The sequence below is a fragment of the Brevibacterium sp. UMB1308A genome, from assembly GCF_030230605.1.
Taxonomy (GTDB): Bacteria; Actinomycetota; Actinomycetes; order Actinomycetales; family Brevibacteriaceae; genus Brevibacterium.
Genome location: NZ_JASPDO010000007.1, coordinates 1 through 14,167, shown reverse-complemented (window position 1 = coordinate 14,167; position 14,167 = coordinate 1). Strand labels below are relative to the sequence as shown.

The window sequence follows — 14,167 nt, the reverse complement described above, 5'->3', positions numbered from 1 at the left end:
TTTCAGTCTTACTTATAGTCTGTAGCCATGGAATGGACCCCTGAAACTCTCAACAGCACGCTTGCGCAGCTACGTGATCGACGCGGTGACAGCACCACGATCGAAGTCAAACGCAGCACAGGTGGAGTTCCCAGCATGGCCGAGACTCTCTGCGCTTTTGCAAACATGCCAAACGGCGGAACTGTAATACTCGGGGTAGATGAGGGCGATGCGGAGTTCACAATCGTTGGCGTACAGGACATCGCTCAGTTAGAAGCTGGTCTGGTCAGTTCCGCCAGACACCGAGTGCGCCCTGAACCGCATATCGGATTCAAAACTATTGAGGTCGGAAAGAAACGTGTTCTGATTGCGACAGTATCTCCTCTTCCATTAGCTGATAGGCCCGCAAGGGTCGGCGACAGAGCATACCTTCGACAAGCTGATGGCGACTATCCGATGCACGCACATGAGGAAAGGATGATCGAGGTTGCGCGACTTCATAGTGACGAGCAAGTCAACTACGACCTCGAGCCAGCCAAAGGTCGCGATCGTAATGACCTGAACAAGAGTCTCACGGAGTGGTACGTGAGTGAGGTGCGATCTCGAGATCGCAGGCTAGCAAACGAGTCCGACGAGCAGATCCTACGCCTCACTAACGTATTAACCGCGTCTGGCGAACCCACACTTGCAGGGTTATATGCACTCGGTGATTACCCTCAAGGGCAATATCCGGCCCTGACAGTAACCGCAGCCGTGCAGCTCGCCGGCGGAGAAGGACAGGCTCGCAACCGCAATCTGCAAGATTTCACAGGCCCACTCCCTGTGCTGCTTGATGAGCTACTTCAATGGGTTGAACACAACCTGCACACCGACCATGTTTACCGCGACGACGGACATTTGGAAACTGTTCCAGAGTTACCGTTGAACGCTGTACGAGAACTGCTCGCAAACGCTTTAGTTCACCGTGACCTTGGGCCGAACACGCTGGGCACTGGAAAAGGGATACAAATAAGAATGACTGATAAGAGCCTATTCATCCAAAGCCCTGGTGGCCTCAGGGGCGTTTCTTTAGCACAGCTGGAGAGTATTGAACACGCCCAAGCCGCTGTCAACCAGCGCCTTTACCACATCGCAAAACGCCTAACGACCCGCGATGGCGCATCGATAATTGAAGGGGAAGGCGGGGGTATCCGCGAGGTGTTTCGATCCACAAAACAGCGTGGGCTGAGGGACCCTCAGCTTATTGATACCGGCGTCCAATTCAAGGCCCTCCTGTGGCGTCCAGTCAATACCCTCCACTCCCAGACGCGAAACAACCAGCAACGCTCGCTCGATCATTCTCGCGGCCGAGAAACTATAGCTTCTAGCTCATCGCCAACCAAAAATGAGGCCACCGTTCTAGGCGCGCTAGCTATGGGGCCTCTTGACATTCACGCGCTTGCTGAAGCAGCGAATCTGACAATAGGTCAAGTCCGTTACGCACTGCGCAGACCGCTCCAGGAGAACATCGTGGCTATGGAAGGTCGCCAAGGCATCAAGTCCACTCGCTACAGCCTCACTTAAGCTCTAGAAGACTCAACACTGCAAATCACACTTGAAATCTTTTACAGTGTGACTTTCAGTTTAAGTTAGACTCAATCTTCCAAAACAACGAATACAGCATGTTCTGAATGTTGGCTGGACCCCACAGTCGATCCCACTAGGCAAGTGTTGACAGTTCCAGCAGCCTACCTGGACTGCATTCGCACAAAAGCGAGTAGCTAGCTCAACGCGGCGATATCCTTTGAGGCGTCGCCGCTCTCTTAGTCCTGACGATGACATTTCAGCTAGTCATGCTTCTTCGCCAGCTAGCACTTACCCCACACCGCGCAACCGAGTACAGACTGCAGAAACATCCTTCGTTTCTGGTGCACCCAAATCTAAAGTACGGTTTCTGCGAATCCAGCTCAAAGACACATGACGACTCAGAACCCGTGGTCATTTTGGCAACTAGTCGATCACGAGGGCGCGCTCTTCTGCAACGACGAGCACCTCTGCTCCCTTGAGAGCCTCTCCGAGGACGTCGTTGACTGCCCATTCGAGAGAATCAAGTGCGTCTTCTCCCCCGCTGATGGCTTCGGCTTCCCGGTGGTTTACCCGGATGAGTGCAGCGCCACCGATCGGAACAACACCGTCTTCGTCAGCACCGTGTTCCTCAACGATTCGTGCCCATGCGGAGTCCAAAGCGCCTGGTGTCAAGACTCGCACCCGAACTCGATAGGTGAGATCTTGAGTGGTGTGTCGATCGAACCAGTCATTGGATAACGTCCAAATTGTCATGTCTTAAGTATCAGGCCGGGCACCTGGCGTCGCAAACAGTGCGCCCCATTATTGAGTTGCTGGGATAAGGCCTGCTCGGCATGAGGTGCGCGAAACCGTTTAAGCAACTTCGAGGGGTTTGATCTCGGCAACCTGATGACGTAGCGCAAGACGACCAAGTCTCAGTTCATAGTTCGACTGTAGGTTCATCCAGAATTCGTCTGACGTACCGAAGTATCGCGCCAAACGAATTGCAGTATCAGCAGTGATACCTCGTTTTCCATGCACAATCTCATTGATTCGGCGAGGCGGAACGCCAATAGACACCGCGAGCTTATGCTGGGTAATTCCGAATCCCTCAATAAAGTCCACCATCAAGATTTCTCCGGGATGAATCGGCTCGATTGCGTCGGTATCAGTGGTAGTCGACGAGCTCGACATTCTCCACACCCCCTTCTCTCCAGATAAAACACAGCCGCCATTGCGCATTGACACGAATGCTGTACTGCCCAAGCCGATCCCCAACCAACCGCTCCAGGCGGTTTCCCGGTGGGATCCGGAGATCTGCAAGATTCTTTGCTGCGTGAATCAACTCAAGCTTCCGCAAAACCGCCCTTTGAACGGAGCGATTGATGCGCTTCACATACTGACCATGCCAGATTCGTTCAGTGTCCTTGTTGCCGAACGATCTAATCACAAGATAATCATATAACGGAATGCGCTAATAACGCCAGGCGTCAAACGAAACTCGACCGGACTGCGAGCGCTTTGGATGCCAGTTAATGGCGACTTCGATGGAGCGCTAGCTAGTCACCAGTCGAGCTCCTCCGAACCGGCACGTATACCTTCCGTACGTGCCGCACGGACCGATTCAGTCATTCCGGGGATCGAAGCCAGAAAGAGGCTTTCCTGCACAGCGCGCCAGTCGTCCTCACCCACCAAGACAGCATTGCCTCGTTGCCCTGTAATGATCATAGGCTCGGACTCTTCATTTACCTGATCGATTAGGCGGTACAAGTTCGCCCGCGCCGACGTTGCACTTACAGCAGTCACGTAATCGCCACCTCCAAATTAAACGTACGCCTTACGTACTTAAAGGCAAGTTGTGGCATCCGCTCAAATCTTTGGCGCATGCGTTCAAGCAGAACACAAGTTGTTCAGGGTCACGAAAACGAGCTGGAGCAGATGTAGAGCGGGCACACCCAAGAGGTGCGAGCTCAGCGGACGTAGTTTAAGAGCTGGTCGCCACGGATACACTGGAAACCATGAGTGAAGCAGCATTCACAGTTCGCCAGATCACCTTCGACTGCCACGACCCTTCTAAGCTAGCCCAGTTCTGGTCAACTGCAACGGGATGCGAGACCGTCGCCAACTACGGCGATTTCATAATGGTCAATTCCACACCAGCTCTGGGGTTTCAGCGAGTTGAGCGCCCCACACCCGGGAAAAACCGCATGCATATCGACGTTGGCGGGGTTGAACGCAACGCTCTGGTGGAGCTTCTAACATCCTTGGGCGCTACCGCACTCAGTGACCACGAGGCACCGGGACTTGTATGGACCGTTATGCAGGACCCGGAAGGCAATGAGTTTTGTGTGGGCAATCCAGATTTCTAGGTTCGGAGCAGACCGTTCGGACCCCAATTTAGATCCCCCGCGAAGCCCTCGGGAAGCGGATGGGCTCGTTTGATGGCCATGCGAATAACGTCTGCGCGATGGTTGTGGAAAGCCTGGTAGTCAGGCGAGTGTCACTCGTAGAAAATAAGCTCGATCGGCTCCGTTTCCCGCAGTTCGTGATCCCAGACGTAAAAGCGGTCGTCGCCGGGCAACAAAACGATCGCGTTGCCCTCCTGGTCCTCGGCGACGGGGACGGCGTCCTGCGGGAAACCGTCGGCTTCAGAGCGCCACGTTTCGGTTACTTTCACTACGTGATCTGCTGAGCGGGCGAGACGGCGACGGTCGGAATCGTCATACACCGGGTAGAGGAACCAGTATCCCTCATCGGTGTCGTCGATTTCGCCACCGTTCTCCGACATCAGACGCTCGCGCAAAACGTCTGGGAAGGTGCGCCCCAACGCTTCTTCGGCGGCGCGGATTCGTGATTCATCAACGGGGAATGCCATACAAGAAGTATATCGGACACCCTCAGCCCTTGGCTACGGATATCAATGCTCTAATGTGGGCCCTAATCTCCCGGATTCACAGCGTCATTGACTGGGATCACCGGACTGTTATTCAGGCAACTTCGACGGTCTCAATCTGCTCAATTTCAGGGAGGATCTTATCTTCTGCCACATCAATGTCGTACTGAGTCTGCAGCCCAAGCCAGAACTGCGGAGTCATACCAAAGAATTTCGCCAACCGAAGCGCAGTGTCCGCAGTGATCGCACGTTTACCATGGACGATCTCGTTGATCCTGCGAGGGGAAACTCCAATGGAGACGGCGAGCTTGTGCTGGGTAATACCCATGTCTTTAAGAAAGTCCTCCATGAGGACTTCTCCCGGGTGAACGGGAGGGAGCTTGTCAGTGGTAGTCAACGATCTCAACCTCCTCTGCCCCAGCAGCGGTCCACCGAAAGCAAACCCGCCACTGGTCATTGATACGGACACTATGCTGACCCCTGCGATCGCCCTTAAGCGCTTCGAGACGGTTCCCCGGCGGAATCCGCAATTCTTCGAGGTTCTGCGCGTAACCGAGCTGGCGCAGTTTCCTCAACGCCACTGAGTGGATTCGGGAATCGATTGAACGCACCCGCTCTCGATTCCAAAGCCGCTCGGTGTCCTTGTCGGCGAATGACTGGATCACAACTTAACCTTATCCACCCATAGCGATGCGCGTCAATAACGCTACACGTTAAACCGGCACTTAACAGAGCGTCAGCGCAAAGTCATTTGCCACATTGCCGCCAGTCAACTGCAAACCTGCAATAGCGGCTCTGCGTGGAGCGCACTAGGGGTACTGTTGAAGCATTAAGTTCCACGAACACATCAATGGTATTCGCCCAACACTAAACAATCCGGATCGGCAAGGCACAAAAACACCCAGGACAACACACAATGAGACTTTGGAATTCCGCTGAAGCTGAGCACACTGTCGGACACGCGTATAGCAATATTGCGAATGAAATTGAGAAATTAGTTAATTCATATATTGAGGACAAACAATTTTCTGATGCATATAAAGATTGGTGCTGGGCATACATTGCGATACTAGAAGGGCCGATCATGAAGAAAATGAAGCTTCCCGAGATTGTACGACGCAACAATAAAGAACGGGATTTAGAGTTTCGGCTGAAAATCGATTATCAGTCTTTCCTTGATGGTGATTACAATCGACAACTCGAGCTGATTGTCGATTCATTAAATCGCTGCTTAGATCACCCAAAAATGACGAAAACGTGGAAAGTTCCTGAAAGTGACATAGCCATTCTAAAGCAAGCTTTGCAGGCAGCAGAGCAACAAATGAAGAATAATTGAAGGTTGCGCATTTATAACGCGACACGATGCACACAGCGAACTTGTTCTACATGACGCCGAATCCTTCGAGGAAGGGACGCAACCAATACCGAGGCCCACTCGAGTAAACGTCGAGTCTGGATAGCAGTTCTAAGCCCACCCACACGTTAAACCGGAACTCCACCACGTGCCCGACCGCAGGGTGGCCTCTTTGAAAACTCACGGTAGCCTCGCGCGAGTTAATGTAATCTGAGTCATAGAGTATCCGTAGTCCAAACCGCATCTATCCGATGCCAGATAGCGCCAGAATGAGCCACCGACGAAAGGCACTGACTTGGAGGTGTAGATGGAAAGGACCTTCTCCAGAGAAACCACACTCGTGGACAACCGGCTCACGCTCGCACTTGCACCCGGGCTGGAGCCTGATGGACTCAACGCATCCCCCAGTTTCTTCCACGGCTTCGCAACCCACCCGCAAGTGCTCGCACGCGGGCTCGTGACGCTCGCCGACATCACGGCCACCCGCTATTACAATTACACCCCGGTGTCGGAGCGCGACCCGATCCTTTCCGCACACGGCGATCGCCTGCGAGTTGAGTGTTTTTCAGGGTGCAACGCCGTCTACGCGTGCTTCGAGTTGATGGGTTCGGGCCTTGATGGTGGTGACATCGGACGTGGCACCACCAACGTCGACATCGGCCCAAAGTCTAGAGCGATGCTGTCCAATCTGCCGCGCCATGAACTCCTGCATCTCGACGTCGGCGCAGAGGGTCTGCGGGCGGCGACGCCGACGGCGTCCATGATTGAGCGTCCCGTGACGATGCCGTCACGCTGGGTGCGCGCGCTAGGCAACGCAGCACAGTCGCAACAAGGTTTCGTAGAGGCGTTCCGGGTGACGGCCTCGGGGGCGCGCCGGTTCCTTGCCGGATTACCGCCTGCGAGCTCGTCCGGGCGTTCGGCCTGGCTGTCCTCGTCCCGCGGCACAGTAAAGGCCAGTGTGGCGGCGACCTCGGGAGCGGTGCTGGTCAGCGGTCTGCAGCGGCTCAGCGCGTTGAAACGGCTGTTGCCTCACGTGCAAGGACTCATCGTCCACGGCCCCGCCGACGAGCACACCGTTGGCGCGATGATCACCCTGCTGCTCCCGGACGCCCGGCTTACCCTCGGGCTGACTGACAAAGAATGGCGCGGCTACTCCGGCGAAGGCTCCTTGCTGGCCTCACTGGCAGAACCGAACGTCATGGAAGACGCTGACCTGGTGAGCGCCGTGTTGGCCTTTGAACCGATCATCGACGTGCACCGCCTTGCCAAGGACACCGCGCTTCCTGAGTCTCGAGTGAAAGCCGCTCTGGCAGTGCTCGCGGCCTCTGGCCGCGTGGGGTGGGACGTCAACGACCAAGCCTATTTCCACCGCGAACTGCCCGACACTCCCGAACGGGTGGAAAAGGACAATCCGCGGTTGATCGCAGCGCAAAAGCTCGTGTCCGCCGGTGCCGTGCGCAGCTCCGGTTCGGATGCCTGGATCGTCAATTCGGGCGACGCCGAATACGGAGTGCGACTCGGCCTAGATGCTGGCGCCCCCGAGAAGGGCGCCACTTGCAGTTGCACCTGGTACCTCTCCCATGCTGGCGACCGTGGTCCGTGCAAGCACGTTCTAGCCGTAATACTCACGCAATCTACCAGCCCCACCGAACGTCAGGAACCCGAATGAAACTGAACCCGAGGCTCGATGAAGCCATTGAGATCTTTCGTGAATTAGGTTGGGACGAAGCCGATCTTGCCGACGCGCCAACACTGCCGCTCGGCACGAAGGAACAACAGAAGGTGGCCCTATCTGGGCTGAGAACCGGCGACTGGGGCGAGTACGGGAAGGTCGGGCCGGACACTTACGGCTGGATCAGCGCGGTGGACGTCGATGAAACCATGCTGGCGCTGTTTGAGTTGCGGCTCGGTGTGATCCCGCACAGGGCATTGTGGCTGCTGCAGCATGCCGACGATGTTGTTTTGGCCAGGTGTGTCGCCCAACGCGGCGAGGCTTACGCCGCCGAGTTCATTGATGAAGTGTGCCTGCCGCTCCTGAGGGCGTCTGAGCACTCCCTGTCCGCCCATGGGGAGGCGGCCGTCCGGTTGGTGTGCGACCTCGGGCTAGCCGTCCCGGAAAAAATCGACTACCTCAAAGACTGGGCAGTGGTGGCGCTTGCGGCGCTTACCGGTGACGTCGCCGAAATCCCATGGCCTGAAAAACATGCGCTCCCGACCTTTGAAGAACTGCGCCCTTCATTTGACGAGCACTGGCGGGCAGCACTGCATTCAGGTGTACCCATGACGGGGCCTTTGGGCAAGCTTCTTTCCGCTGCGGTCAAAGCAGGGCTAATCGAGCGCAGCGCGGGGATGGAGCAGCTCTTTGCGTCTTTGGATGCGGCGGTGCGTCCTGGTGATCGTAAAGCACTCACGTCGTTGATCGTGAACGACATCGCGGTGACCGACGATGAACTGGTGACCCGCGTCGATGCGCTGATCCCCGTCCTGAGTCACGGCGAAGGGCCGATCGTCGAGAGCTTCGGCCCTCGACTGATCGCGAACGTAGCCGACGACCTGGTGGGAGAAGTGGCTCTGGCTTGCCTGTACGTGAAGACACAGAAGGCAGTGCGACAAGTGTTGACTGCTTTGAAGCAGCGCGACTTTCCGGGGCAGGCGAGTGCAGAACTGCTATACGACAGACTGAGTGAACTTGCCCAGTCTCGCGACAAAGCCACGGCGAAGCTGACCGAGGCGGTGCTGGCGAATTGGAACGTGACCCCCGCGGTCGCAAGCGAAGAGCCCGAGGTCACCGGGCTGTGGCAGCCAACTCCACAGCTGTGGAACGTCCCACGATTTGAAGTGGATGAGGTCACCCCGGAGGCGTTGACCGAAGCGCTTCGAGTGTTGACCTCTCGCGGTGACATTGCTGTGCTCGACTTGGACGCAGAACGATTCCTGGCGCTGGCGGTCGCACTGGCTAACCACAGCCTGGACGACACCCGAAGGGCGCTCAGTGGGATCTCGTCGGCGCTCTGGGCACAGGTCGTCCGTAACTGGTTGGCGGGGGGACCCGGCGCGTCCCGTTGGCAAGCGGGAAGTTTCTTGTGGTACATGCGTGTTGAAAGCACGTTTGACCACCTCGGGCAGATCCCCTGTCTGTTATCGCAACCATCGCGGGTTGATCTGAGTGTCGAGTTCGACGATCTGGTTGCGTCCTTGGAAAAGTACGCGGCCGCGGGCGTCCCGGTGCTGCAGGCTGACCTGGTTATGGCGCTGGCTCGCCTCGACGTGACGAAGGCGGACGCTAAAGCCAGCCTGCCCGAGGTCCCGGTGAAGCTGGTAGACGGCAGGCTGCTACTTCGAAACACAGCCCAAGTGATCATGTCCTACCTGAAGAGACCATTCGTCGATATGGAGGCGCCTTTTGCCTTGTCAGACCGCAATGGCAACTTGGCCTGGCCCAAGTCGTTGGTTGGGTTGGACTGCAATATGATCGTCAATAACCGGATCAAGAACTGCTTCGGGGTATTCCCCAACTGGGGTGATGCCCTGAATATCGACCTTGATCGACGACTCTACCCGGACTATGCATCGGTCATGGCTCGGCAGTTAGCTCGCAGCGCCAAGCCGCTTGGGCCGGGCGGGGCGGTGAATTTGCTGGCCGTGCAACGTCACGGACGCCCGCAATATGCCACCGAGTCAGCGTTAGCGCTACAAGAAGCCTGGGAGCGCGGGCTTTTAGTGCCCGGCGTGGCCGATATCGACTACCTCGACTGGGATGCTCAGCTGAGCAACATCGCATCATTTGTTGAGTCGTTGCGTCACGCAGCGGATCGCGGCATGTTGTCGGTTGTCTGGCCGGTGTTGGACGACGTGCTCGTCGCCTCTCTCAAAGCCCCGCGGATGTTGGCAGGCACCGCCGAGGCAGCTCAGGCGATGCAAGACTATGTTGGCGAGGTGCTGGCTGCGGTCACCTCGGGTGTTGCACCGGCGTCAGCGTTGGAGGTGCCGGGGGTACGCGCGTTGGCGGCTCGGAAAGGTTCTTCAAAGGCGGTTGACGCGGCCAGGGGCGTCGTCAAGCAACTGCCCGACGAGCAGGCGGAACCCTAGTATCCCGCTGCGCCTTCCCTCGACACGGCGCTTTTTGAAAAGATCTGGCCGGCAGCGGCCGGGACCAAGCCGAACATCCCGGATGGGGTGACGTACTCGCTGCGCGAGGCAGGTTCGAACACAAAGCAGCACCACCTGCAATTCGACATGGTTGTTCCCAGCTACCCGGCGTCCGTATTCGAGATTAAAAGCCTGACCAGAGAGTTCCTTGAAATCCGGGAATTGGGGCAGGCCATTTCCAAGCGCTTGAGCCAGGACGAGCCGGAAGGCAAGGAAAGCTGGCTCTATTGGGACGGCGACGCCCTGGTTGCAGACGATTCCAGAAACCGGAGCGAGGCTACACCTGAGCTTTCCGACGCGCTTATTGCGGTATTGATCGCTTACGCAGGGGTTCGCGCCGACGACGCACACCAGAAGCGGGAATGGGCAGCGGAACGACTACAAGAATTGGCGGAGAAAGAAGCGTACGGCTCCGCAGCTGTGAAGGCCGCCACGATCGGGTTGCTGCCGTACCACGAGGTGTGGAGCCCGGCGCGGGTGGTATACACCCTGGAGAAGCAGCCTGAGCTGCTGCCGTTCCTGTGGCCAACGTTGAGCGAGCCCCTGCGGTTCGCCGGAAATCAGGACACTGTACCGAAGTGGGTGAACCGTGTCCTCGACGTTGTGAGGGTTCACGCCGAAGTCCTGCTCGAAGCCACCCGCCGGGGCTACGTCCCGGCTGACGCGTGGGACGGCATCGGCGCGTTGGCTGCGAAGAAAGGTTCGTCAGCAGCACTGAAGAAAGCCCGAGTGCTGGCCAAGTCCTTCGGAACAGTCACGACCCTGGGGTGACTGGAAACGTCCTTCCCCTAACCCTCTAGTGGCAAAGGAAAGGATGTGACCTGCCCATAACGCTAAACGTTAAATTTGAACCCGCCCCAGGGAAAAGAACGCCGCCCCTAACAGACTCAGAACAAGCACCACGACGGGGTTGAAGTAGACATTCCTGTAGTTCATGCACAACGTCCTACTTATAACCCTGCATACTTATTGCAGGATGCTTTCCCTTGAACGATAATCCCTAATTAAACACCTTGTTTTCCGAGAGGAAGAACCACCCGCCATGTCAGAGTTCTCAGCACAGGTTCAAGCGCTACGTTCGATGATCGAGTCCGAAGAGTTCATTTCCGAAGACACTGATGGCCTAATCCAACTTGCGAAACCAGCCGTAACCCTTCCCTACTCCAGCTGCACTCCCACCGAACATGGTTCGTACTTCGGTGGCAGGCCGTATCTTCCGGAAGGTGCGACATGGCCCATCGCAAAAAGCGGTCAGCCACTGCTCCATATCGTTCAGCTAAATTTTGCCGATATTGTCCGTCATGTGCGTGCGGAGGGAGCGTCGGAAAGCGAAGCAACTCTCGACGGATTGATTCCGGATTCAGGGATTTTTCAACTCTTTGTCGGTGCTGATCCACTCTACGGCGGATTTACTTCGGATTCACCAGGCGACGGCATGGAAATTCGCTATATCCCTGAGCCTGCGGAAGGCTTTGGCAACCACAGCTTTCCTGGACCTCATACCGCGGAGCCTGCTGCCTTCGATGAACAGGACGAGGATTATTGCTCCCCGTTCAGCAAGGATATTGGGACGATTATGAACGCGCCGATTTCTTTGTCGAGCGCAGCTGCAATGATCCCTCCCACTGAGCAAGCAGTCTACGAGGCTTGGGAGTCCGAAAAGGACGATGACTTTCTTGATAACGATGAGTACTTTGACGAGCTGGTTGAATTGCGGAGTGCAGCCAGAAACCAAAGCTACATCATGATTGGCGGTTTCCCAGCGTTCGCGCAAGACCCTTCGGAGCCTGATGGGTACGTTCACTTCCTAGAAATCGATTCCACATATCTGGAAGAAGAGGAAGAGCTCCCCTTCGAGGCCATGTGGGGTGATTTAGGTGTCGCCCACGTATTCCTACACCCAGCCGCATTGAAGAAAATGCACGCCGGCGAGGCCGTGGTGTACCGCTCCGAGAATACTGGCACAACCGATGGTGCTGTTTTTTACTGGGATCAGGGCTGATTTCCAGTGGGTGACCTGTAAGAACGTCAAAAGTGCATGTGGAATGCATCGCTGAGGGTTCTCGCTTTCTTGAGTGCAGCACTCGAGCCTTTCTGAGAGGCAAAGGCGTGCAAACCATCCCACGCATCCGAAGGGATATAACCGCGGCGGGTGGCTTCAGCAAGGATTTGTTGGTGCAGAGTTATCACGTCGAGCACCCGGTTGACCCATCTGGGCACCGGTGTGTGTTCGGCAGCAAAAACCAGTGGTTCGGTGAGCATGGGCCACAGCGCGGGAAGAAGTTCCGGTTTCGTCTCAAGATCGTGAATGGCACGGGCCGGACTCCACGCCCCACCCAGCAACAGTTGGGGTACCACGGTTCGAACGGTCGCCCATCCGAGCTTTCCCGAGGCGACCAACTGTTCTACTTCGTGACGTGGGATAGTCACGTCATCGTCGGTCGCTAGACCGGTCAAGCACACACCGAACAGTGAATCTGAACGCGTTTTTTGGTCGGTGATTCGCTTGCTCTTCCGACGTTGCCACGCATTACGTTCCTTATTGCCGAACGGTTCAGCAACCACCTGTTTACCGTCAAAGAACACTCGCTCGTTCTCGGTAGACAGAACCCATCCTTCACTCAGGAAATCGCCCTTGAAGGTGCGGAGTTTCACTGTCTGGCCAGTGGGGAGTGTGAGGTGGCACATCAACGTGCGGTGACTTGCATCAGGATCTTCCCAGTGCGCACTGATACGACCGCCATCGTCGACACGGGAGGCGGTTCCCGCCTCAGCTGGCCACACTCGATCAAATTCCTTGGCGTCAAGCTCTTTGGCCTTGACATCAGGAGTCCTGCGCGTGGGGAGTTCTTCCACAGCGGGTTCGGGGGCCGCTACGCCCCAGGCGTCTAGTACCCGTTGTGCCCGCTTCGCTAGCGCCGCATTCTTCTCCACGGCTAGCTCGCCCACCCGGTCTGAAAGCAGGTGAACCTGTTCAGACTCCAAGTCTTTCCTGCCTGCCAGTGCCTCAACCACCGCGCGCTTTGCCTTCACTGTTTTGGCATACAGAGCAGGCAGCGCCACTTCAGCAACCACCTCGGGCGGGGCGAATGAAATGAGCCGAGGTGCAAGCGCCTCCACCACCGGCCCCTCACCCGTGCTGATCGCAGGAACCAACGCAACCACCCGGTCTAACAGCTCGGAATCGCTGACGCTCAACTCCTCCGTGATAATCCGCACCAGTTCCTTGCGGTCCCCGGGCCTGGGGGCGGTGTCCAGTCCGGTGATGGCGAGTTGCAGGGCGTCATCACGGCTGATGAGGCCCTGTTGAACCCCCATGAGGAGCACTGCGCCCGACGGGCCATCCACGGAGTCGCCCAGCTCCAGTGCGGCGCGCAGGTGAGTGGCAAATGACGGGCGCAAATCGTCAAGCGACGGAATCCATGCGCCACGTATGGGCGTTTTACCAGCGAATCCATCACACGCCGTCACGGTCCACGCTTCCAGGCACGGAAGCGTGTAGGGCATCTCCAAACCGTGTTTGAGGATGAGTCCCACCGCCACGTTTTCGCTCTTTGAGCCCACGTTCGCCCAGAGCCAGCACGCGCGTTCAGCGAATGCGAGCGCAAAGTTCTCGTCGCGTTGCAGAAGGCAGTCCAAGAGCGCTTGGTCTGAGCCCTTAGCGAGTTCGGCCGCCCGACGTCCGTTCACCCCCAACCGAATGGCGAACATGCCGAGCATTCCGGGATCAACGTCCACGCTGGGGTTCCCCTTTTGCAGGCCCGCGAGCGCGGTACGCTGTTGCTCATTTGTCCCAAGCGGGAGGGTGGGGGCGTCTTCGCGGGCGGCTGTGTCCCAGCCGAGGTCTTTAAAAATCTGTACCGAGCGATCGATGGGCCTCATGTGTGCTCCTCAGGTCCGGGCCGTCACCTAATCATGGCACGCGGTTTGGCCACCCGGTTTGCCCGGTCGATCGTGGCTTGTCCCAGCACCCACAGTGCGCAGAATCTTCATGGCACAGTTTTTCCTTTCATAATTCAAAATTCTTCGTTCTCACACGCCATGAGACCGCACATACCCCGTTACATTCTTTTGTAGGTCCTCATCAGAGGATCTGGTCGCTGGTCCTGGTATGGCTTTTTTGCCCTGTCATCGATGATCCGGGGGGTGTTGCCGCCAGGAGTCCAGGATGCGCGTTGACTGCTGATAGGGACGTGGCCCGGCTTTGTTCGAGGTCTCTTCGTAACGTGGGTGCCAGCATCGGGTGT

The 14,167-nt window shown here is 57.0% G+C and carries 15 protein-coding genes; 7 read left to right on the top strand and 8 right to left on the bottom strand.

What is annotated here, in order from left to right; translation table 11 throughout:
• Positions 1-27: 27 nt before the first annotated feature.
• Positions 28-1,542: an ATP-binding protein gene (locus QP868_RS04825; RefSeq protein ID WP_284925480.1), complete on the top strand. Its 1,515-nt coding sequence runs from the start codon at positions 28-30 to the stop codon at positions 1,540-1,542.
• A 426-nt stretch (positions 1,543-1,968) separates the two neighbouring features.
• Here QP868_RS04825 and QP868_RS04820 read toward each other — a convergent pair whose 3' ends face one another.
• The 4 genes from QP868_RS04820 to QP868_RS04805 form a co-directional block, all read right to left on the bottom strand.
• Positions 1,969-2,298 (bottom strand): XRE family transcriptional regulator, encoded by a 330-nt coding sequence (locus QP868_RS04820; protein ID WP_284925479.1) that lies wholly within the window; start codon positions 2,296-2,298, stop codon positions 1,969-1,971.
• Between the two features lie 99 nt (positions 2,299-2,397).
• Positions 2,398-2,718 (bottom strand): HigA family addiction module antitoxin, encoded by a 321-nt coding sequence (locus QP868_RS04815; protein ID WP_102237641.1) that lies wholly within the window; start codon positions 2,716-2,718, stop codon positions 2,398-2,400.
• Positions 2,693-2,920, bottom strand: coding sequence for a type II toxin-antitoxin system RelE/ParE family toxin (locus QP868_RS04810; RefSeq protein WP_284925478.1), 228 nt, complete (start codon positions 2,918-2,920; stop codon positions 2,693-2,695). Before QP868_RS04810 ends, QP868_RS04815 begins: the two co-directional genes overlap by 26 nt.
• Before the next feature lie 167 nt (positions 2,921-3,087).
• A complete protein-coding gene (locus tag QP868_RS04805) occupies positions 3,088-3,330 on the bottom strand; it encodes a type II toxin-antitoxin system Phd/YefM family antitoxin (protein ID WP_102237639.1) in 243 nt (80 codons plus the stop codon).
• Between the two features lie 212 nt (positions 3,331-3,542).
• Between QP868_RS04805 and QP868_RS04800 the strand changes: the two genes are divergently transcribed.
• Complete coding sequence (locus tag QP868_RS04800; RefSeq protein ID WP_284925477.1) at positions 3,543-3,893, top strand: VOC family protein; 351 nt, start codon at positions 3,543-3,545, stop codon at positions 3,891-3,893.
• Positions 3,894-4,024: 131 nt separating this feature from the next.
• On the opposite strand, the gene QP868_RS04795 is transcribed toward QP868_RS04800, so the two are convergent.
• From QP868_RS04795 to QP868_RS04785, 3 genes are all read right to left on the bottom strand, one after another.
• On the bottom strand, positions 4,025-4,399 hold the full coding sequence (locus QP868_RS04795) for an SMI1/KNR4 family protein (protein ID WP_284925476.1): 375 nt from the start codon (positions 4,397-4,399) through the stop codon (positions 4,025-4,027).
• Positions 4,400-4,511: 112 nt separating this feature from the next.
• Positions 4,512-4,814 (bottom strand): HigA family addiction module antitoxin, encoded by a 303-nt coding sequence (locus QP868_RS04790; RefSeq protein ID WP_284925475.1) that lies wholly within the window; start codon positions 4,812-4,814, stop codon positions 4,512-4,514.
• On the bottom strand, positions 4,801-5,082 hold the full coding sequence (locus QP868_RS04785) for a type II toxin-antitoxin system RelE/ParE family toxin (RefSeq protein ID WP_284925474.1): 282 nt from the start codon (positions 5,080-5,082) through the stop codon (positions 4,801-4,803). The genes QP868_RS04790 and QP868_RS04785 overlap by 14 nt, the downstream gene beginning before the upstream one ends.
• A 251-nt stretch (positions 5,083-5,333) precedes the next feature.
• Between QP868_RS04785 and QP868_RS04780 the strand changes: the two genes are divergently transcribed.
• The 5 genes from QP868_RS04780 (at position 5,334) to QP868_RS04760 (ending at position 11,922) form a co-directional block, all read left to right on the top strand.
• Positions 5,334-5,753, top strand: a complete 420-nt coding sequence (locus QP868_RS04780) for an Imm44 family immunity protein (RefSeq protein ID WP_284925473.1) — start codon at positions 5,334-5,336, stop codon at positions 5,751-5,753.
• Between the two features lie 325 nt (positions 5,754-6,078).
• Complete coding sequence (locus QP868_RS04775) at positions 6,079-7,440, top strand: SWIM zinc finger family protein (protein WP_284925472.1); 1,362 nt, start codon at positions 6,079-6,081, stop codon at positions 7,438-7,440.
• The gene (locus QP868_RS04770; protein WP_284925471.1) at positions 7,437-9,860 is read left to right on the top strand and encodes a hypothetical protein; all 2,424 of its coding nucleotides are present in this window, start codon (positions 7,437-7,439) and stop codon (positions 9,858-9,860) included. Before QP868_RS04775 ends, QP868_RS04770 begins: the two co-directional genes overlap by 4 nt.
• Before the next feature lie 147 nt (positions 9,861-10,007).
• A complete protein-coding gene (locus QP868_RS04765) occupies positions 10,008-10,691 on the top strand; it encodes a hypothetical protein (RefSeq protein ID WP_284925470.1) in 684 nt (227 codons plus the stop codon).
• A gap of 271 nt (positions 10,692-10,962) precedes the next feature.
• Complete coding sequence (locus tag QP868_RS04760; RefSeq protein ID WP_284925469.1) at positions 10,963-11,922, top strand: DUF1963 domain-containing protein; 960 nt, start codon at positions 10,963-10,965, stop codon at positions 11,920-11,922.
• A gap of 26 nt (positions 11,923-11,948) precedes the next feature.
• On the opposite strand, the gene QP868_RS04755 is transcribed toward QP868_RS04760, so the two are convergent.
• Complete coding sequence (locus tag QP868_RS04755; protein ID WP_284925468.1) at positions 11,949-13,802, bottom strand: hypothetical protein; 1,854 nt, start codon at positions 13,800-13,802, stop codon at positions 11,949-11,951.
• Positions 13,803-14,167 lie beyond the last annotated feature (365 nt).